Genomic DNA, 18,835 nt, shown 5'->3' on the forward strand with positions numbered 1-18,835 from the left:
CCCTGCGCACGCTTAACCGGTGTTGAAGCTGGCGAAGCCGGCCGGCAAAGGCCATATCTCGCCGTCATTGCAGGACAAAACTCGCGGCGCGCATGAAAATCTGGATTGTCCACGCCTTCACCGACCGCGTGTTCACCGGCAACCCGGCGGCCGTGGTGCCGCTGGAGCGCTGGTTGCCGGACGCCGTGCTGCAGGCGATCGCGACAGAGAACAAGCTCTCGGAGACCGCCTTCGTCGTGCCGACAGGGCTCACCGGCAATTATCAGCTGCGCTGGTTCTCGCCGACGACGGAGGTGCCGCTCTGCGGCCACGCGACACTCGCGGCCGGCGCGGTGCTGCTGAGCGAACTTGCGCCCAATCTCGAGATCGTCGTGTTCGACACCCATGCCGGTGCGCTGGTCGTGCGCCGCACGGCCGAGGGCTATACGCTCGACCTGCCGCGCAAGCAGCGCACGCCATGGACGCCGGACGAGAATGTCGGCGAGGCGCTTGGCGGCGTGGAAATCTACGACGCGTTCATCGGCGAATACGCCAACATCGTGCTCGAAAGCGAAACCGCGCTGCGGGCGATGAAGCCCGACATCGCCGCGATCAACCGCGCCGTCCGCGGCCCGCGCCAAGGGATGCTGGTGGTCAGTGCGCCGGCGGACGAGGGCAAACCATACGACTTCGTGCAACGCTTCTTCTGTCCGAGCGTCGGCGTCGATGAAGACCACGTCACCGGCTCGGCGTTCGCGGACGCGGCGCCGTACTGGTGCGACCGGCTCGATCTGGAGAGCGTCGTCGGCTTCCAGGCGTCCAAGCGCGGCGGCTACATGCGCGCGGTGCAGACGCTATCGAGCGTGCGGCTGTTGGGGCAGGTCGCGGTCTACCTGCGCGGCGAACTGGATAGCGCGCTCTCAAGGATTCACAACCGCATCGACGTCCACCCGGAAGCGCCGCAGCGCAAGAAGCGCCGGCCGCGCGCCGCCAAACAGCTGCCGGCGATCTTCGAAGACCCAATGCTGCCGGGACTCGAAGTGGAGTCGCCGCCGGACGTGACGCCGGCGCCGCCGACCTCGCATCCGGCGCCGCCGGAAGAACCGGAAGCCCCGCCCGCGCCGCGCATCGTCGTGACCGGCGAGGGTTGATCCCGGCGGCCCGGCGATGGCTCTTCGTGCTAGAGCGCGTTGAGCGCAGTAAGAGCGGCCCGCACGTCCGGATCTGGATCGTTCTGCATCAGAGTTTGAAGCGTGCGTTCGAATTCGGCGCGGTTTTCTGCAGTCAGGCTGACGCGCATACGGGGATACACCTCCGCGATGACCGCGGCGAAGCGCGCCCTGGCTGCGTCCGAATAGAGGTGGCGCTCCGTCAGCATCGTGATTGCGCCGTTGAGCATGGTCGTCAAACCGCGCTTGGCCTGATCGACGCCGCCCATTCTCCTGGCGTAGCTTGGGTCGTTCGGGTCCAGCGTCGCGACGAAATCATTCATGAGCGCGTGCATCGCGTCGGCGCCGTGCAGAAGGCCTTCCGCCGCACGCATCGCATCGTCGGCGAAGGCCGCATCGCGGTCGAGCGCCGAAACATACGCTTCGCCAATTCCTACCAGCGCCTGGAACGCCGGCAGGCAGTCGCGCATCCGGCTCTCGGCTGGGAGCGACTGATCGCGGCACATGCTCATTGTCGCGGGGTCGGAGAGGCGCTCCAACACGCCGCTCGCTGGCGAACTCATGCGCGGAAGGTCCGTCACTGCGGCGGTGCGGAGCGTCGTCCCTACGGCCGGCAGATCCAGCGGCGTCCATGTCCGGTCCGTCGGCGGAAATCCGCTCGGCTCGGACCACGCCGGTGTGGCCAGCAAGACAAGGGCGCCGAGCGCCGCGCAAAGTTTACGCATCGTCCTCCCCAGGAATGCGCCAGTTTTCATCTTGGACGATGAGACTGCCGCATTGCAATCGGCCGCGAACGAGCGCACGTACATCGGCGGGCCATCCGCTCCCAACGGCGGACGCCCATCTGTGAGGATGGGAGACAAGTTGATGAATATCCCCGCCAAGCCGGCAGTGCGCCCGGCTGACCCCCGCTTTTCGTCGGGACCCACCAAAAAACGCCCGGGCTGGACCACCGATGCGCTTGCGGGCGCAGTTCTCGGCCGCTCGCACCGCGCAAAGGCCGGCAAAGCCAGGCTCAAGGAGGCGATCGATCGCACCCGCGCCATCCTAGGCGTGCCGGCGGATTTCAAGATCGGCATCGTCCCGGCGTCGGATACGGGCGCGATCGAAATGGCGATGTGGTCGATGCTGGGCGCGCGCCCGGTGGACATCTTCGCCTGGGAAAGTTTTGGCGAAGAATGGGTGACGGACGCCAAGCAATTGAAGCTCGACTTCAAGGCGCATACGGCGGGCTACGGCGCCCTGCCTGATTTGCGCGCCGCGCGCAAAACCGCTGACATTATCTTCACTCAGAACGGCACCACGTCGGGCGTGAGGATTCCGAACTTCGATTGGATCGCCCCCGACCGCGAGGGCATCACCATAAACGATGCGACCAGCGCCGTGTTCGCGCAGCAGATCGACTGGGCGCAGTGCGACGTGACCACGTTCTCGTGGCAGAAGGTGTTGGGCGGCGAAGGCGCGCACGGGATGCTGATCCTGTCGCAGCGCGCCATCGCGCGGCTGGAGAGCTACATGCCGGATCGGCCGCTGCCGAAGATCTTCCGCCTCACCAAGAAGGGCAAGGTCGATCTCGAGATCTTCGAAGGCTCGACCATCAACACGCCGTCTTTGTTGGCGACGGAAGACTACATCGATGCGTTGAAATGGGCTGAAAGCATTGGCGGTCTCGAAGCCCTGCGCGCGCGCGCCGACGCCAACACCAAAGCGATCGCGGATTGGGTTGCACGCACCGATTGGGTGGACTTCCTCGCGGAGGACGCGGCGACGCGCTCGAACACGAGCGTCTGCCTCAAAGTCGTCAATCCGCGCGTGACGGGCTTGAGCGGCGAAGGGCAAGCTGAATTCGCCAAGAAGCTCGCCGCGTTGCTGGAGAAAGAGGGCGTGGCGCTCGACGTTGGCTCCTATCGCTCGGCGCCGCCGGGCTTGCGCATCTGGTGTGGCGGCACCGTTGAAGCGGCGGATGTCGAAGCGCTGACGCCTTGGCTCGACTGGGCTTTCGCCACGCTCGCCAGCGATCTCGCGCAAGCGGCCTGACCCGCGATGGCTGCGACAAGCAGCGTCGTTTGGGAGCCGATCACCGTCCGCTCGGGCGGCGCCGCGCTCACCATTCGCCAAGCGACGCAAGATGATGTGCCTGTGCTCGAGCGCTGGGATCATGAACCTAGCGTGATCGCCTGCACCACCGACGATCCGGACGCGCAGCAAGCGTTCGAGGGCGCGGTGTGGGCGGACGAGATCGCCGCGCGCAGCGACGTGTCCTGCTACTACATCGCCGAGCTCGACGGTCGGCCGATCGGCGCGATGCAGGTGATCGATCCCTACCTCGAACCGACGCATTACTGGGGCGAGATCGAACCGAACCTGCGCGCGATCGATATCTGGATCGGAGATGCGCGTGATCGAAACGCCGGTCACGGCGCGACAATGATGCGCGCGGTGATCGATCGCTGTTTCGCCGATCCGGCCATAGAAGCGATCGTCATCGATCCGCTCAACAGCAACACGGACGCGCACCGTTTTTACCAGCGCCTCGGCTTCAAGATCGTCGGCCGGCGCATATTCGGCGACGACGATTGTCTCGTTCACCGTCTCGATCGCGCCGATTGGCGCAAAGGAAACTGACAATGCCAAAAGTCCTCATCAGCGACGAACTCTCCCAAGCCGCGATCGACATCTTCAGGCAGCGCGGCGTCGAAGTCGATTTCAAGCCTGGCCTGAAGAAAGACGAGCTGATCGAGATCATCGGCCGCTATGACGGCCTCGCGGTGCGCTCCAACACCAAGGCCACGGCCGAAGTGATCGCCGCGGCGAAACACCTCAAAGTCATTGGCCGCGCCGGCATCGGCGTCGACAATATCGACATTCCAGCCGCCACCGCGCGCGGCATCGTCGTCATGAACACGCCGTTCGGCAATTCGATCACCACCGCGGAGCACGCCATCGCCTTGATGTTCGCGGCCGCGCGGCAAATCGCGGCGGCGGATGTGTCGACCCAGGCCGGAAAGTGGGAAAAGAACCGCTTCATGGGCGTCGAGCTCTACGCCAAGACGCTGGGTCTGATCGGTTGCGGCAATATCGGCTCGATCGTCGCCGATCGTGCGCTCGGGCTCAAAATGAAGGTGATCGCCTACGATCCGTTTCTCTCGCCGGAGCGCGCCGTGCAGATTGGTGTCGAGAAGGTCGAACTGGAAGAACTGCTGCCGCGCGCCGATGTGATTTCGCTGCACGTGCCGATGACGGAGAAGACCAAGAACATTCTCTCGCGGGAGAATCTGGCGAAGACGAAGAAGGGCGTGGTGATTGTCAACGCTGCGCGGGGCGGTCTCGTCGACGAAGCCGCGTTGCGTCAAGGGCTGGAGAGCGGCCAAGTCTCGGCGGCGGCGTTCGACGTCTTCACGATCGAGCCGGCGAAGGAGAACGTGTTGTTCGGCGCGCCGAACTTTATCGCCACGCCGCATCTTGGCGCCTCAACCAACGAAGCGCAGGAGAACGTCGCGCTCCAGGTTGCCGAACAGATGGCGGACTATTTGCTCAGCGGCGCCGTCACCAACGCGCTCAACATGCCGTCGATCACGGCCGAAGAAGCGCCGCGGCTCAAGCCGTTCGCGACGCTGGCGGAAAAGCTCGGCGCATTCGCCGGGCAGATTGTCGACGAAGGCCTCGAAGCCGTTGAGATCGAGTACGAAGGCGATGTCACCAAACTCAACATGAAGCCGCTGACGGCTTCCGCGCTTGCGGGCCTGCTGCGTCCGCTGCTGCAGGACGTGAACGTCGTCTCCGCGCCGGCGCTGCTGAAGGAGCGCGGCGTGCCGCTGACCGAAAGCACGCGCGACGATAGTCCGATCTATGACAGCCTCATCCGGATCAAGGTGCAGACCGGCGGCAAGTGGCGCTCGCTTGCGGGCACCGTCGTCGCCGGCGCGCCGAAGATCGCCGAGGTAAAGATGATGCAGCTGGAAGCGGCGTTCCACCCGGTGATGCTGTTCGTCAACAATTCGGACAAGCCGGGCTTCATCGGCGCGCTCGGCACGATGCTGGCGGAAGCGGGCGTCAATATCGCCACCTTCCACCTCGGCCGCGAAAGCGAAGGCGCCGACGCCATCGCGCTGGTCGGCGTCGACCAGGTGATCTCCGAGCCGCTGCTCGCGCGCATCAAGGCGCTGCCGCAGGTGCGCTACGCTAAGGTGTTGCGCTTCTAGTCCGCCTGTGCTGCCTTCGGGCAGGGGAGAAGAAATGATGAAGCGCGTCATACTGTTGGTCGTGGCGCTCTGGGCCGCGCCAATGTCGCTCAGCTGGGCGCAGCCCGTCGTGGTCGCCGATCCCGCGCGTCACGTGACCGAACTTTCCAACAACATGAGCGTCGCCGGCGTAGCGCCGTTGCGGGCGCTCTATTCGCAGATGTATTCCGGCGCTGCGCTACCCTCCAACGTCGAGGCCGCTTTGCTGACCTACGAACGCGCCATCACTTCCCCGCGGGCGCTGGAGTCCCGCATTATCGAGGATATCACGTTGTCCGACGCTTATCGGGCGATCTTCCTTTATCATTATTACGGTTCGAATGCGTGGATCTTCATACGCTTGGATTTCGTACGTATTGGCCCAGAGGAATGGACCGTGAGCGCCGCGACGTTCGGCAGCGAGTGGACGAGAGTCGCGATCCCGGTGACGCCGGGCTTTACGTCCAACCTCGGTAGTCAGCGCTAGCGCACGTTTTCTTTCAGAGCTGCCATGCAGCGCGGAATCTAGCGATCGTCATGCAACCTTGCGCGCCCGCGATCGGCGAGGACGTCGGCAAAAACGAAGCGCACCGCCGTCAGGACAATCGCCGTTTCAATCGCCAGCGGCAGCAGGGTTGCGCTGGCCATTGACGGGTCCCACGCCTCTGTCGGCGCATTTTCGACCGTGGCGCCGAAGGTCTCCCAGAAGGGCTCGGGCCAGCGGGCGAGACCGGTTTCGATCGCGAGCGTCAGATTCCACATCGCGTGCAGCGCGATCGCGCCGCCGAGATGGCCCTGACGCAGCACAAGCAGCGCAGACGTCACCCCAAACACGAATGTCGAGCCGAGCGTCAGAAGCACGTCTTGCCACGCCAGAGATGGATCGAAATGCCAGAGCGAGAAGATGACGGCGCTGATGAGCACACCGCGCAACGCGCCGTAGCGGGCGGCGAGCGCAGCCATGATCACGCCGCGGAAGAGTATCTCCTCGACCCCCGATTGAAGCAGCACAGGAGGGGCGAGAACGGGAAGTGCGGACGCTGCGGCGGTCGGCCACCCTGCAGGCAGTGCGAACAAGCCGAGCATCGTCGGGATTGCGACCACGACGCCTGCGAGCACCCAAGGGAGACCGCCGACCAGAGCGCGGACATTCAATCCGAGATCCGCGAATGATCGCCCAGAGGTTCGGATCACGAACCAACCAAGCCCTGTATAGGCAATGCACTCGGCGATGAGCCGGGCTGCGCCGAAAGCAGCTTGGTCGTCGCCAAACAAATCGCCGATTTCGTATCCCATGGCGACGATGCCGATCAGGAGCGCGACGCTCGAGATCAGACCAAGAAGGAGGCTGGCGACGATCATCGCGCCCAGCGCGGCGCCCCAGCCGTGGGGCTCAGCCGGCGCCCGCCCAGCGCCCGGATCGCCATAGACCAGCGCGAACCGCATCTCCCCTCCGATGCGCCTTGGATAGGCCGAGCGGGAGGCGCCCGCAAGATTTGGGAACCTGCAGCGGATACCGGCGTTCAGCGCTACAGCCGGAAAGCGGATCGCCGGCTCGCGAGGGGATAGCCATGAAATTGAAGCTGCTGTGCTCGACGCTGTTGATGGCTGCCGCCGGGCTCGTCGCCGCGCCCTCGGCGGAGGCCAAGATCGACGAAGTGCGCATCGGCGCGGTCGGCAACATCCGCTCCGATCACGGCGATATCGTCGAAGGCAAGCAGGAAGGGGCGAATGTCGAGATCGAAATCGTCTCGAGTTCGCCGGACTTCCTGAACTTGATCGGCTCGCCGCGCCCGTACTTGATGGGCTCGATCTCGACCGACCCCGGCGGCGTCTCGTTCGGCGGCGTGGGAGTCGTATGGCGTTGGGAGTTCGCCGAGGGCTGGGCGTTCGAGCCGGGCTTCGGCTATGTCGTTCACAATGGCGAGCTGGACAATCCATTCCCGCCGCTCTCGCCCCAGGCCGTCGCCTTCGAGCAGGAGCACCAGCTCTTGGGTTCACGCGATCTGTTCCGCAGCTCGTTCGCGCTCGAGCGCGAGTTCGGCCCGCGCAGCGCGATCCAGCTTTATTGGCAGCACATGAGCCACGGTCAGGTCCTCGACACCGGCCGCAACCAGGGGCTCGACTATGTGGGCCTCCGCTACATCTACCGTTTCGATCCCGATCCGGCGGATGACTAAGCCGCTTTCGCGCCTTCGTCTGTCAGGCTAGGTTCCCCGCGCCTTTCGGGGGAGAATCGATGCGGGGAACGGCGGCCGGCTTGGCAATTTTCGGTGCTGCGATGATGATGGCGCCGTCGGCTGAGGCCGGCGTCGACGAAATTCATGTCGGCGTGATGCAGCACAATATCTGCGTCATCAATTGCAAGAACGCCGACAAGGAGGACGGTCCGAATGTGGAGGTCCAGGTCTCGTTCGACTCGCCGGATTTTCTCAGTTGGGCGTTCTCGCCGCAGCCTTATCTGATGGCGTCGGTCAACACCGCCGGCGATACGAGTTTCGGCGGCTTCGGCCTCGAATGGCGCTGGGAGTTCGCCGAGAATTGGGCGCTGGAGCCGGGAGTCGGCTACGTCGTCCATGACGGCGAGATCGAGAACCCGTATCCGAACGGCTCGCCCGAAGCGGCGGCGTTCGCGGCCGAGAACGTGCAATACGGCTCACGCGATCTCTTCCGCACCTCGCTGGGCCTCACCCGTGATTTCGAAGGCCCGCTCGAAGGCCAAATCTTCTACGAACACCTGAGCCACGGCCAAATCCTCGGCACAGGCCGCAATCAGGGCGTCGATCAGATCGGCATCCGCATCGGCTATCAGTTCGGTGAGTGAACGAGCTGGCGTAGAACTAGACACGCGCGAGCCCCAGCGTAGCATCGCCTGCGAGTCGTCGCAGGGGAGAAGCGCGTGACCACAGATCCAGTAAGCACCGGCACGCCGAATTTGATCGAGCGCGCCAAGAACATCCTGTTGCAGCCGAAAGCCGAGTGGGAGCGCATCGCCGGCGAGCCTGCGAACGTCAGCCAGCTCTACACGGGCTACGTGCTGCCGCTGGTGCTCATATCGGCGATCTGCTCGTTCATCGGCCTCACGTTCATCGGCGTTTCGGCGTTTGGCGTCACCGTCCGCGTGCCGATGACAACCGGCTTGGTGAGCTTGGTGCTGCAGGTCGCCATGGGCCTTGCCGGCGTGTACGTGCTGGCGCTGGTGGCGAACGCGCTTGCGCCGAATTTCGGCTCGGTGAAGGACGAAGGCCAAGCGCACAAGCTCGCCGCCTACGGCAGCACCGCCGGTTTCCTCGCCGGCGTGTTCGCGATCTTTCCGCCGATCGCCATGCTCGGAATTCTCGGCCTCTATTCGCTTGCGCTGATCTATCTTGGCTTGCCGCCGCTGATGAAAACGCCGGACGACAAGCGCATCGGCTACTTTATTACGATCATCGTCGTGATGATCGTGGTGTGGCTGGTGATCGGCGCCGTCCTTGGGGCGGTCCGTGCTTCTATGGGCGGCATGGGCGGGGCGCCCATCGTCGTCGGTTAGCGACTGAGACGCTCAGCCGCTGCCGTTTCGGCGGCTGAGCGCTTGCCTCTATCGAGGATTGGGGCCAGGAACGCGCACGGCGGGCGGATTGGCCCGACAAGGAGTTTCCATGTCCGCTGTAGTGGTCGTCGGCGCCCAGTGGGGCGACGAAGGCAAAGGCAAGATCGTCGATTGGCTGTGCCACCGCGCCGATGTCGTCGTGCGCTTCCAGGGCGGCCACAACGCCGGCCACACGCTCGTCGTCGGCAACACCACTTACAAGTTGGCGCTGCTGCCTTCGGGCGTGGTGCAGGGCAAGCTCTCGATCATCGGCAACGGCGTCGTCGTCGATCCCTGGGCGCTGGCGAGCGAGATCGACAAGATCACGGCGCAGGGCGTGAAGATCACGCCGGACATCCTCGTCCTCTCGGACCAGGCCTGTCTCATTCTGCCGTTTCACCGCGATCTCGACGCCGCCCGCGAAGCGCAAGCGGGCGCCGCGTCGATCGGCACCACCAAGCGTGGCATCGGTCCTGCGTACGAAGACAAGGTGGGGCGGCGCGCGCTCCGCGTCGCCGATCTCGCCGATCCCGAAGCGATCGCCTGGAAGATCGAGCGCCTCACCGCGCACCACAACGCATTGCGCAGCGGCCTTGAGCTGCCGGAAATCGACGTTGTGGCGCTGAAGCGCGACCTGGCGGAGATCGCGCCCAAGGTGCTGCCGTACGCGCAGCCCGCGTGGCGCGTGCTCAATACAGCGTTCGAAGATTCCAAGCGCGTGCTGTTCGAAGGCGCTCAAGGGGTGCTGCTCGATGTCGACCACGGCACCTATCCGTTCGTCACGTCCTCCAACGTTGTCGCGGGGCAGGCGGCCGCCGGCTCCGGCGTCGGTCCGCGCGCGATCAGCTACGTGCTGGGTTTGGTGAAAGCCTACACCACGCGTGTCGGCGGCGGCCCGTTTCCGACCGAGCTCCACGACGAAGCGGGACGAAGGCTCGGCGAACTCGGTCACGAGTTCGGCACCAATACCGGCCGCGCGCGCCGCTGCGGCTGGTTCGATTCCGTGCTGGTGCGCCAGTCGATCGCGCTTTCCGGCGCCGACGGAATCGCGCTGACGAAGCTCGACGTGCTCGACACGTTCGACGAGATCAAGATTTGCACCGGCTACACGCTCGGCGGCAAAATGATCGATTACCTGCCCGCCAGCGTGAAGGACCAAGCCGCGTGCGAGCCGATCTATGAGACGCTCGAAGGCTGGAAGGAAACCACGCGCGGCGTCCGCAGTTCGCGCGACTTGCCGGCGAAAGCGATCAAGTACGTCCGCCGCATTGAGGAGTTGATCGGCTGCCCAGCCGCGCTCGTTTCCACCAGCCCCGAGCGCGACGACGTCATTCTGATGCGCGATCCGTTCAAGGCTTGAACGGGCGAATGGCGAATAGCGAATGGGGAGTAGGGTGGCGGGTCCTGCCGGTTTGAGGTAGCTCTATTCGCCATTCGCTATTCGCCAATCGCAGGACTTCAATGTCGGCCGACAACGAGAACCATCCGCGGGGACATCGGTTCAGCGTCGAGGACGCGCGCGCACGCGCGCAGCAGGCGTACCGCAAGTCCGAGTTCATCTTCTCGCGCGCCTACGGCTTGTTGCGTGAGCCAAACAAGGAATGGCAGCAGATCAGGGCCGAAGAAACGACGGTCCCCAACATCCTGTTGGGCTATGTCGCGCCGCTCGCGGCGATTCCGCCTGTGGCTGGCCTCATCGGTGCGCTCGTCTTCGAGCCCATTCGCGTCGGTCCGATCGACAGTGCGCTGGTCAGCGTTGTCGTGACGTGGATCGTCACCGTCGCGCTCGTGTTTCTCCTCGGCCTGCTGATCAACGCGCTGGCCGATCAGTTCGACGCCGATCGCGACGATCTCTCGGCTCACAAGATCGCCGCTTATTCGCTGACGCCGGCGTTCCTTTCCGGCCTGTTCTCACTCTGGCCGCCGCTCTGGTGGCTGTCGTTGTTCGCGCTCGCAGCAATGGTCTACGTCATGTATCGCGGCCTGCCGATCCTGATGAAAACGCCGCCGGAGCGCGCGTTGAGCTATGCCGCATCCGTGACGATCGCCGCAATGGTGGCGGGCATCGTCCTCTTTTCGCTGGCGAGCTGCGTGGGCTGAGGGCGTTTTGCGGTTGGCGTCGCGCGGGTTCGGCGCCTAACATCCCCGCTCATCACGGGGGAATGGACGTGACGATCGATCCCGCGACCATCGAAGGCCAATCGCTCCTCGAGCGTGTGAAAGCGATATTGTGGCGTCCGCAGACGACGTGGGACGCGATCGCCGCGGAGCCGGCCGAGACACAGCAGCTCTACAAGGGCTACGCGCTGCCGCTGGCGGCGCTGTCGGGATTGTGCGCCGCAGTCGGCTCGCTGTTGTTTCCGTGGGCGGCCGGCGGCTTTTCCACGCGCTACACGCCGGCGGATGCGGTGCTGGGCGGCGTGCTCCACATCGCGCTGTGGTTAGCGTCAATCTACATCATGGCGCGGGTGACGCTGGCGCTTGCGCCGCGCTTCGGGTCCGCCGCCAATCGCGTCCAAGCGCACAAGCTCGCGGTCTATTCCTCCACCGCCGCGCTGCTGGCCGGCGTATTCTCGCTGCATCCGATGCTGAGCTGGCTTGCGGTTCTGGGGCTCTATTCGCTCGGGCTGCTGTTCATCGGGCTGCCGCGACTCATGAACACGCCAGATGAAAAGCGCGCGCAATTCTTCGCCGCGATCGTCGGCCTCACGCTCGCGGCGACCCTCGTGCTCTTCATCGCCATGGGCTCTCTGCGCAACGCGGCCTCGGCGCTTTTCGCCGAGATCCCGATGCTGCAACTCACACAGCAGCAGCCCCGCGCGGCGGCCGCATCGATCGCGCGTGAGACGAGCGACGTGGAGGAGCACGTGCGACGCTACCTTCGAGGCGGACCGACGATCGACCATACCCGCCTCGTCGAGCAAATGCCGGAGACGCTGCCTGGCGGATTCAGGCTCGAGACGTCGTCGAGCGCGACGGCGATGGGCACAGCGCAGGCGAGGGGCGAATACCGCAATGGCGACGCGCGCATCGACGTGACGATCGTCGATCTCGCCGGCGACGGCGCCGTGGTCGCACTTACGCCAGTGGCGGACGTACGCGAGAACCGTTTCGACGCGGACAGCTATGCGCGGGCGCAGCGCATCGACGGCCGCCTCTATGCCGAGCAAGTCAATAGGAGCGGCGGGAGCGCCACTTATGCGGTGCTCGGCCGCGGCGTTGCGCTCTCGGCGCAGGGAACAGACGTCACCGCCGATCAGGTGCGCGCCGCCGTCGAGACGATCAGCATCCAGCGGCTCGAACGCGCCTTTGGCGATTGATTTTGCGCAATGTTAGTGATCTGGCGCGCTGTGGTGCTAAATAGCGTTGCGGCCGGCGCCGCGCGCGCCTGGCCGTCCCGCCAACGCTGCAGTGGAAACGCCCTCATGCCTGCCAAGACAACCAATGGCGCCGACGGAGCGCCGGACAAAACGCCCTTCATGTTCGCCGTGATGCCGAATCCGGCGCTGCACTCAATCGTCGCCAGCCAGCGTGTCGCGCTCGAGACAGCGCGGTTTTGGGCGCGCCGCATGCACGCTTACGCCGATCAGATGGAGATGCTGGCGGGCTGCTCCTCGCCTGACGAGTTCGCGCGTGCGCAGACGCGTTTCATCGAGCGCATGCGGGACGATTATACGGATGAGAACCGTAAGCTGTCTGCGCTGCTGACGCCGCCGGCCGGCGAGGGCGGCGCCGACGCAAACCCGAACGCCTAGACGTCCAGCAGCGTGAACGGCCGCTCGCCCATGCGGGCGAGCACCGGGCGCGCGACGTTGTAAACCGGCACGCCCTTCGGCGTTGCGCCGCGGAAGACGCCGCGATGCGCGTGGCCGTGCACGGCAAAGCGCACATTGTCGAAACGGTCGATGGTTTCAGCCAGCCGCGAATTGCCCAGGAACGGGTAGATCTCCAGCGGCTCGCCTTCAAGCGTGCTGGTAACCGGCGCATAGTGCGTCACGGCGATGGCGCGCTCCGTCCGCAGCATCCGCAGGCCCGTTTCCAGCTTCATCGTCTCCTCGAGACAAGCCTGCACGAATGTCTTCACCGCTGGTTCACCGAAGGCCGAGAGCATGCCGCGGCCGAAGCCGCCCATCGCGCCCATGCAGCCGGCGAAGCCGATTCCCAGGACCTCAACGGCCTCGCCGCCATCCAGAATATGCGCGCCCGTTTGCGTAAGGATGTGCTTCACCTCCTCGACGCAGTTCGATTCGTGATCGTGGTTGCCGAGCACGGCGATCACCGGAATGGCGCAGGCGTGCAGATCCTCCGCCAAAACGTGCGCTTCGCTCGGCTTGCCGTAATTAGTGAGATCGCCGCAGATCACCACCGCGTCGGCCTCGTTGCTGACCTGGGTGAACAGGTCGCGATACGGCCGCTGCATCGACTCGCTGACGTGCAGATCGCCGATCGCCGCCACCCGCACCGGGCGCGCCTCAGGTGACAGCGTCATGACGCTCATCCAAGCCTTTGCCTACCATGTCGGCGTAACCCCATTCGCTGATGTCAGTAACGTAATCGCGCGCGCTGAACATGCGGCCGCGGCAGACCTTCACTTTGGACGGCGGCATGTCGAGGTGCTGGCGCATGCGGTCGACCAGTTCGTCCATCACCCAGCGTGGAATGCGGTCCCTCTCGCTCGGGTAGATGTAGCGGAAGTTCAGAAGATGCGTCAGCAACACCTCCCAGTGCACTTCCATGTAGCGCATGAGACGCGGCCAATCGATGGCGTCGTGCTGCTTCAAGATCACGTGCGCCACGTCCGCGCCGTCGTAGCGATAGCGGTCTTGCACGAAGATCTTTGACCAGATCAGCTCCGTGGGCTTGATGATGCGCACTTTAGTCCCATAGACTTCGATTTCCGGGGCGCCTTCGAACCATTCGTCGGTGATGGCGATCTCGGTCGCGCGGCAGCTGAAAATCACGTCGAAGAAGTAGCGGTCCTGAAAAACCTTCGCGAGCCAGCGCTCGTCTTCGACCGAGATCTCGTAGCCGTGCTCGCGGAAGAAGGAGAGGATGCGCGGGTAGTCGCTGGCCTTACAGAAGATGTCGAGATCCTTGGTGGGGCGGACGATGCCGGTATAGGTCGTCACCGCATAGGTGCCGCAGAGCAGGAATGGCGCATCGCTCTGCGCGAGCAGTTTCAGCCCCTTGATGTAGAAGTTTTCGGCCTCCGGCGGCGGCTGGAAAATCTGCTCGGAGAAACTGGCCATCGCGGTTGTGAACAGGCAAGGACGAGCCCCTGTTCCCTCAGCCTTCGCTGGTTTGCTGCTCGCGTCCGGCCAGTAGTGCGGCGCAGTTCGCGTCCTCGGCGAGCCCTGGATCGACGAACGGCAGCACCGCGGCGATCGGCGCGATGAGCGAACCCAGCAGCGCCGCGAGCCCGCCTTCGTCCGCCGCTTCCTCGAGATCGACGCCGAGTTCGGGCGAGCGCAGCCGTCCCTGAATCGTGATCGGCGCCGCAACCCGGATCAGCCGCGCTTCCTTCGGCTCACCCTGCAGGCGCAGATCCAGCGTCTCGTCGTTCAGGTTGATGCGGCCGCCGCCGCGGATCAGCATGGTCTCGGTGTCGAACACCATCGAGCGCGCGTGCATGACGCCGCTGCGCACCGAAAAGCTCGCGACGCCGCAGCGTATGTCGATCTTGCTCTGATCGTCGCTCAGAAGCAGGCCGAGGCCGCGCGTGACGTTGATGCCGGTGAGTTCGGCGAATGCCTCGCGCACTTCGCCGCGGGGCGTCACCAGCGTCACCTCGCCGTTTGCATTCGAGGCCGCTTCGCGCACAGACGCGCCGCGAGCGCTGAGGCGCACGCGCCCGACCAGCGATCCGGTCAGCGGCGCGCCGCCCCGGAACGCAACGATGCTCTCAAGGCGCGCCCCGGTGAGACGGACGTCCATATTCACTTGCGGCGTCGCTTCCCGCGCGTTGATCGCTACGGCGCCGCCGATGCGGCCTTGCCTGAGATCGAGCGTCATCGGATCGAGCTGAAGCAGGCCCTGATCGAGCGAAATGTCGAGAGAGAATCCGCGCAGTGGGAAGCGGTCGCTGCGCACGCGCGCGGCGCGGTAGGTCACCCGCGCATCCATGTCGCGCACGCGGCTGATGTCGAGTTCGGCGTCCGGCAGCAGCCGGCCTTCGGCGGCCATATTCGCCGCGATCGCGCGCTGTGTTGCGGAGGCGGTTTCGCCGCCGCCGGTGGCGGGCGCGCCGCCGAGCACGGCCATCAAGTCGTCGAAGTCGAGCCGGCTCGAGACGAAGTCGCCGTCGAAGAACAGACGGCCCGTGCGTGCATTCGTTGTGGCGGTGAAGGCGCCGCGCAGGTCACTGTCGCCGACACGCCCGTTCAGCTCCGGCATCCCATACTGGCGCCCGTTCCGCTCGACACGGCCGCGCACGAAATAGGGCGGCGTGTTCGGCAGAGTGAGGCCGATGAGATCATAGAGGTGCGCGAGGTCGGGGCCGGAGGCGATAATGTCGGCCTGCCAGCGGTTCAAGTTGAATGGACGCGCAATCGAACCGTCCGCCTGGATGCGGGTGCCGCCCGCGCGCACGTCGGCGACGAAGGGGTAGGGCCGGTTACGGCGCACGTTGAGGAGCGGCGCGCCGGTGAACTCCACTGTGAACGGCCGATTGTTGATTTCGCCTTCGCCATCGAGCGCGAACTCGCCCGGATTGCGCGCATCGGCGCTCTCGCGCGTGGTGAACTCGGCGTCGAGCACCAGGCGCCGCTTCACGTCCTCGTAGCGCACGTGGCCCTCGCGCAGGGAGAAGTCGCGAATGTCCGGCAAATCGAGCGGACGCTGTCCTTGGCGGCGCGTCTGCGCCCAATTCGCGTCGCCCGCCGCGTTGCGGTAGAGGTCGAGGTCCGCGCCGTTGAGGTCGAGCCGGACGATGTCGAAGCGGCCGACGAACAGCGGCAGCAGCCTTACGGCGACTTCCGCCTCCGCCACTTCCGCGAACTGCCCGCGCTCGCGGAAACGCGGCAGATTGCCAATGCGCAGATTGCGCACGCGCGCCTCGGGTGTGAACGACCATGGGTCCACGTCGAGATCGCCGGCGATCACAATCTCGCGTCCGGTCGCGACCGAGGCCCAACGGCCGATCGGCCCCCGCAGGGCGTTCCAATCGGCGAATGCTAGAAAGAGCACCAGCGCGGTCGCCAACACGCCGAAAGCGCCGCCGGCCCAAATGCCGATCCGTTTCCAAGGCCAAGCGCCGATCTTCGCGCCTGCCGTTTTTGCGCCACGATATGCGCGCCCCGACTGCGTCGCGCCCCATGCGCGGAGAGCGGTAACGCGCGCGCGCAGCGCATTGGATAGTTTCGGGGCGGGCATCTCGTTTTGGGCCAACGTTCGCGTTTCACAGGCGTTCCCGCGTGTTTCCGGCGCAGCGCGTAGCGTTAACAGCCGGAAACGGCTATGGATTTGCCGCGGTCTTCAAGCGCGTCTTCGGGTGCTCGTTCACATGGTGCTCCTCGCCTACCTGCCCGAAATCGCGGCCTTCGTCCTACTGATGGCGATGGCGACCCAGGTGCCGCAGATCGGTGCCATCCTCATCCTGCTGGAGCTGGGGCTCGTCGGGCTCTTGTTCATCTTCCGCACGACCGCGTTCATAGACGTGGTGAAGCGGTGGTGGTGGCTGTTGCTGATGCCGCTGATCGCGACTTTGTCAGGCCTCTGGTCCGACGTGCCGATGATCTCGTTCCGGTACGGTGCGCAGTACCTCTTCACCTGCGTGGTTGGGGTCTTGATCGCCTGTACGATGTCCCCGCGACGCTACATCGCGACTTTGATGGTGGCGCTGTTCGTGTTCTGCCTGCTCTGCATCGCCTACGGCAGGCAGGGGACTTCCGCGGACGGCATGGTGCTGATCGGCCTCACCGGCTCCAAGAACCAGATGGCTTACGCCGCGCAGGTGCTGCTGATGGCGGCGCTGGCGGTTCTGCTAATGCGCAATATGGCGGCCCCGTTGCGCGGCATAGCGTTCCTCTCGTTGCCGCTGTGCTTGTATCTTCTCGCGGGCACCAATTCGGCGACGGCGGTGCTGATGGCCTTCGGAAGTTCTGCGGTGCTGCTTGGCCTATGGTGGTCGCAGCGCCTGCCGCCGGGCGGCAGGTTGGGCGCTCTGATCGGGACAGCGGTGATCTTTTCGCCTCTCACGCTGCTCATCCCCGAAGCGATCGAGTTCACCAATCACTTCGTCTTCGACACGCTCGGCAAGGATCCGACCTTAACCGGCCGCACGATTCTTTGGGCGCACGCCGACGCGCTAATCGCCGAGCGGCCTCTGTTGGGCTACGGTTATCAGGCGATCTGGATGGGTGAGTCATCCGAGACTATCGGACTCAAACGGCTCGTCGACATCGAAGACGGTCGGCAGTTTCACTTTCATCACGCCTTCCGGATCATCGCCGTCGATACTGGGCTTTTTGGTCTGCTCGCCTTTTCCGGCGCTCTAGTCGCCGTGGGCTGGGCCGGTCTAAAGCAATTGCTGCTGCGGCCGGCAGTGGAGACCTCGTTCTTCTTTCTGCTGTTCACGCTGATGGTGATGCGCGGCTTCACCGATGCGATCATCGGTCCGTTTTCGGTTCACACGCTGCTGTTCTTCGGTGCATGCGTGTACGCGTTCTGGAAGCTAGAGCCGGCAGCGGAGCAGGCGATGCAGCCTGCGCCGCGGGCTCGGCGCCGCCGCGGACCGGCGACGCCCGCCTATTAAGCTTCGGCTTCCGCCAGCAGGCCGCGCGAGGCCGCCTGCTTTTTCATCGCCTTCTGCAGCTTCTCGAACGCGCGCACTTCGATCTGACGCACGCGCTCGCGGCTGACGCCGTACTCCTTCGACAAGTCTTCCAGCGTGGCAGGCTCGTCCTTCAGCCGCCGTTCCTGGATGATGTGGCGCTCGCGTTCGTTCAGTTCGCTCATCGCCTCCTGCAAGAGGCTCATGCGCGCGCCGAACTCCTCACTATCGGCGAGGCGCGTCTCCTGCGTGCCTTCGGCCTGGTCGTCGGCGAGCCAGTCCATCCACTCGCTTTCGCCGTCGCCCCCGGCTCCGCCGATCGGCGCATTGAGGCTCGCGTCGCCGCCGCCGGAAAGGCGCCGGTTCATCGAGATCACTTCTTCTTCGGTGACGGCGAGCTTGTGGGCGATGGTCGCCACGTGTTCAGGACGTAGATCGCCCTCCTCGAGCGCGGCCATCTCGCCCTTCATCCGGCGCAGGTTGAAGAAGAGCTTCTTTTGCGCGGCGGTGGTGCCCATTTTCACGAGGCTCCACGAGCGCAGGATGTATTCCTGGATCGAGGCGCGGATCCACCACATCGCGTAGGTCGCGAGGCGGAAGCCCTTGTCCGGATCGAACTTCTTCACCGCCTGCATCAGGCCGACATTGCCCTCGGAGATCACCTCTCCGATCGGCAGGCCGTAGCCGCGGTAGCCCATGGCGATCTTCGCCACGAGCCGCAAATGTGAAGTTACCAGCTTGTGCGCGCTCTCCGTGTCCCCATGTTCCTGCCAGCGCTTGGCCAGCATGAACTCGTCTTCCTTCGTGAGCATGGGGAACTTCCGGATCTCAGAAAGATACCGTTGCAGCCCTTGCTCAGGGGACAGTGCGAGCGTCAGCGCAGTTGATGCCATGATGTGTTTGAACCCCTCGTGCGGCGGGTCGTTTCCGGCTCCTCTGACATACGCCCGAGGGGCAGCACCGGATGCGCCGCGGAATGCAATATAGGGAGCCGTTCAAGCCCGCGCCGCGACCGCCCGATGACGATTTCGCGACCGTGAGAACATATCAGGAACTAGGTGATTCGCAAGCTGAAACGAAAACAAGTTCTAGTCCCCGAACGCGGAACATTCGAGGATGACGCATA

At 64.8% G+C, this 18,835-nt stretch carries 19 protein-coding genes; 13 read left to right on the forward strand and 6 right to left on the reverse strand.

Features of this window, described 5'->3' with window-relative positions; all coding sequences use genetic code 11:
- Positions 1–92: 92 nt before the first annotated feature.
- A complete protein-coding gene (locus VEA80_RS05695; protein WP_325059734.1) occupies positions 93–1,130 on the forward strand; it encodes a PhzF family phenazine biosynthesis protein in 1,038 nt (345 codons plus the stop codon).
- A gap of 29 nt (positions 1,131–1,159) precedes the next feature.
- Here VEA80_RS05695 and VEA80_RS05700 read toward each other — a convergent pair whose 3' ends face one another.
- Positions 1,160–1,873 (reverse strand): hypothetical protein, encoded by a 714-nt coding sequence (locus tag VEA80_RS05700; protein ID WP_325059735.1) that lies wholly within the window; start codon positions 1,871–1,873, stop codon positions 1,160–1,162.
- Positions 1,874–2,015: 142 nt separating this feature from the next.
- On the opposite strand from VEA80_RS05700, the gene VEA80_RS05705 reads away from it, so the two are divergent.
- From VEA80_RS05705 to VEA80_RS05720, 4 genes are read left to right on the forward strand one after another with little or no spacing between them, the layout of a single operon-like run.
- Complete coding sequence (locus VEA80_RS05705) at positions 2,016–3,185, forward strand: phosphoserine transaminase (RefSeq protein WP_325059736.1); 1,170 nt, start codon at positions 2,016–2,018, stop codon at positions 3,183–3,185.
- Between the two features lie 6 nt (positions 3,186–3,191).
- On the forward strand, positions 3,192–3,773 hold the full coding sequence (locus VEA80_RS05710; RefSeq protein ID WP_325059737.1) for a GNAT family N-acetyltransferase: 582 nt from the start codon (positions 3,192–3,194) through the stop codon (positions 3,771–3,773).
- A complete protein-coding gene (serA, locus tag VEA80_RS05715) occupies positions 3,770–5,350 on the forward strand; it encodes a phosphoglycerate dehydrogenase (RefSeq protein ID WP_349257222.1) in 1,581 nt (526 codons plus the stop codon). Before VEA80_RS05710 ends, serA begins: the two co-directional genes overlap by 4 nt.
- Before the next feature lie 34 nt (positions 5,351–5,384).
- Positions 5,385–5,855, forward strand: a complete 471-nt coding sequence (locus tag VEA80_RS05720; protein ID WP_325059739.1) for a hypothetical protein — start codon at positions 5,385–5,387, stop codon at positions 5,853–5,855.
- A gap of 38 nt (positions 5,856–5,893) precedes the next feature.
- Here the strand turns inward: VEA80_RS05720 and VEA80_RS05725 are convergent, their stop codons facing one another.
- Complete coding sequence (locus tag VEA80_RS05725; RefSeq protein ID WP_325059740.1) at positions 5,894–6,814, reverse strand: type II CAAX endopeptidase family protein; 921 nt, start codon at positions 6,812–6,814, stop codon at positions 5,894–5,896.
- Between the two features lie 125 nt (positions 6,815–6,939).
- On the opposite strand from VEA80_RS05725, the gene VEA80_RS05730 reads away from it, so the two are divergent.
- The 7 genes from VEA80_RS05730 (at position 6,940) to VEA80_RS05760 (ending at position 12,694) form a co-directional block, all read left to right on the forward strand.
- A complete protein-coding gene (locus VEA80_RS05730) occupies positions 6,940–7,548 on the forward strand; it encodes an acyloxyacyl hydrolase (protein WP_325059741.1) in 609 nt (202 codons plus the stop codon).
- A gap of 59 nt (positions 7,549–7,607) precedes the next feature.
- Positions 7,608–8,192 (forward strand): acyloxyacyl hydrolase, encoded by a 585-nt coding sequence (locus tag VEA80_RS05735; RefSeq protein WP_325059742.1) that lies wholly within the window; start codon positions 7,608–7,610, stop codon positions 8,190–8,192.
- Between the two features lie 75 nt (positions 8,193–8,267).
- On the forward strand, positions 8,268–8,900 hold the full coding sequence (locus VEA80_RS05740; RefSeq protein WP_325059743.1) for a Yip1 family protein: 633 nt from the start codon (positions 8,268–8,270) through the stop codon (positions 8,898–8,900).
- Positions 8,901–9,009: 109 nt separating this feature from the next.
- Entirely contained in the window at positions 9,010–10,299 is a 1,290-nt protein-coding gene (locus tag VEA80_RS05745; RefSeq protein ID WP_325059744.1) for an adenylosuccinate synthase, read from the forward strand.
- 101 nt (positions 10,300–10,400) lie between these two features.
- Complete coding sequence (locus VEA80_RS05750) at positions 10,401–11,039, forward strand: Yip1 family protein (protein ID WP_325059745.1); 639 nt, start codon at positions 10,401–10,403, stop codon at positions 11,037–11,039.
- A gap of 68 nt (positions 11,040–11,107) precedes the next feature.
- Positions 11,108–12,259 (forward strand): Yip1 family protein, encoded by a 1,152-nt coding sequence (locus VEA80_RS05755; protein ID WP_325059746.1) that lies wholly within the window; start codon positions 11,108–11,110, stop codon positions 12,257–12,259.
- A 105-nt stretch (positions 12,260–12,364) separates the two neighbouring features.
- Complete coding sequence (locus VEA80_RS05760) at positions 12,365–12,694, forward strand: phasin family protein (RefSeq protein WP_325059747.1); 330 nt, start codon at positions 12,365–12,367, stop codon at positions 12,692–12,694.
- Here the strand turns inward: VEA80_RS05760 and VEA80_RS05765 are convergent.
- The 3 genes from VEA80_RS05765 to VEA80_RS05775 are packed head-to-tail and all read right to left on the reverse strand — an operon-like array spanning position 12,691 to position 16,310.
- On the reverse strand, positions 12,691–13,428 hold the full coding sequence (locus VEA80_RS05765; protein ID WP_325059748.1) for a metallophosphoesterase family protein: 738 nt from the start codon (positions 13,426–13,428) through the stop codon (positions 12,691–12,693). The two genes, VEA80_RS05760 and VEA80_RS05765, sit on opposite strands and share 4 nt — an antisense overlap.
- Positions 13,412–14,188, reverse strand: coding sequence for a nucleotidyltransferase (locus VEA80_RS05770; protein WP_325059749.1), 777 nt, complete (start codon positions 14,186–14,188; stop codon positions 13,412–13,414). The genes VEA80_RS05765 and VEA80_RS05770 overlap by 17 nt, the downstream gene beginning before the upstream one ends.
- 37 nt (positions 14,189–14,225) lie before the next feature.
- Positions 14,226–16,310, reverse strand: a complete 2,085-nt coding sequence (locus tag VEA80_RS05775; RefSeq protein ID WP_325059750.1) for an AsmA family protein — start codon at positions 16,308–16,310, stop codon at positions 14,226–14,228.
- Positions 16,311–16,440: 130 nt separating this feature from the next.
- Here VEA80_RS05775 and VEA80_RS05780 point away from each other — a divergent pair, with 130 nt between their 5' ends.
- A complete protein-coding gene (locus VEA80_RS05780; protein ID WP_325059751.1) occupies positions 16,441–17,691 on the forward strand; it encodes an O-antigen ligase family protein in 1,251 nt (416 codons plus the stop codon).
- On the opposite strand, the gene rpoH is transcribed toward VEA80_RS05780, so the two are convergent.
- A complete protein-coding gene (gene rpoH / locus VEA80_RS05785; protein ID WP_325059752.1) occupies positions 17,688–18,602 on the reverse strand; it encodes an RNA polymerase sigma factor RpoH in 915 nt (304 codons plus the stop codon). The two genes, VEA80_RS05780 and rpoH, sit on opposite strands and share 4 nt — an antisense overlap.
- Between the last annotated feature and the right edge of the window lie 233 nt (positions 18,603–18,835).

It is taken from the genome of Vitreimonas sp. (genome assembly GCF_035627415.1).
In the GTDB taxonomy this organism is placed as follows: domain Bacteria; phylum Pseudomonadota; class Alphaproteobacteria; order Caulobacterales; family Aquidulcibacteraceae; genus Vitreimonas.

What these genes read in the sequence shown, in the direction of transcription:
- VEA80_RS05695 (WP_325059734.1), top strand. Translation starts at nt 93, where the DNA reads ATGAAAATCTGGATTGTCCACGCCTTCACCGACCGCGTGTTCACCGGC.
- VEA80_RS05700 (WP_325059735.1), bottom strand. Translation starts at nt 1,873, where the DNA reads ATGCGTAAACTTTGCGCGGCGCTCGGCGCCCTTGTCTTGCTGGCCACA.
- VEA80_RS05705 (WP_325059736.1), top strand. Translation starts at nt 2,016, where the DNA reads ATGAATATCCCCGCCAAGCCGGCAGTGCGCCCGGCTGACCCCCGCTTT.
- VEA80_RS05710 (WP_325059737.1), top strand. Translation starts at nt 3,192, where the DNA reads ATGGCTGCGACAAGCAGCGTCGTTTGGGAGCCGATCACCGTCCGCTCG.
- VEA80_RS05720 (WP_325059739.1), top strand. Translation starts at nt 5,385, where the DNA reads ATGATGAAGCGCGTCATACTGTTGGTCGTGGCGCTCTGGGCCGCGCCA.
- VEA80_RS05725 (WP_325059740.1), bottom strand. Translation starts at nt 6,814, where the DNA reads ATGCGGTTCGCGCTGGTCTATGGCGATCCGGGCGCTGGGCGGGCGCCG.
- VEA80_RS05730 (WP_325059741.1), top strand. Translation starts at nt 6,940, where the DNA reads ATGAAATTGAAGCTGCTGTGCTCGACGCTGTTGATGGCTGCCGCCGGG.
- VEA80_RS05735 (WP_325059742.1), top strand. Translation starts at nt 7,608, where the DNA reads ATGCGGGGAACGGCGGCCGGCTTGGCAATTTTCGGTGCTGCGATGATG.
- VEA80_RS05745 (WP_325059744.1), top strand. Translation starts at nt 9,010, where the DNA reads ATGTCCGCTGTAGTGGTCGTCGGCGCCCAGTGGGGCGACGAAGGCAAA.
- VEA80_RS05750 (WP_325059745.1), top strand. Translation starts at nt 10,401, where the DNA reads ATGTCGGCCGACAACGAGAACCATCCGCGGGGACATCGGTTCAGCGTC.
- VEA80_RS05760 (WP_325059747.1), top strand. Translation starts at nt 12,365, where the DNA reads ATGCCTGCCAAGACAACCAATGGCGCCGACGGAGCGCCGGACAAAACG.
- VEA80_RS05765 (WP_325059748.1), bottom strand. Translation starts at nt 13,428, where the DNA reads ATGACGCTGTCACCTGAGGCGCGCCCGGTGCGGGTGGCGGCGATCGGC.
- VEA80_RS05770 (WP_325059749.1), bottom strand. Translation starts at nt 14,188, where the DNA reads ATGGCCAGTTTCTCCGAGCAGATTTTCCAGCCGCCGCCGGAGGCCGAA.
- VEA80_RS05775 (WP_325059750.1), bottom strand. Translation starts at nt 16,310, where the DNA reads ATGCCCGCCCCGAAACTATCCAATGCGCTGCGCGCGCGCGTTACCGCT.
- VEA80_RS05780 (WP_325059751.1), top strand. Translation starts at nt 16,441, where the DNA reads ATGGTGCTCCTCGCCTACCTGCCCGAAATCGCGGCCTTCGTCCTACTG.
- rpoH (WP_325059752.1), bottom strand. Translation starts at nt 18,602, where the DNA reads ATGGCATCAACTGCGCTGACGCTCGCACTGTCCCCTGAGCAAGGGCTG.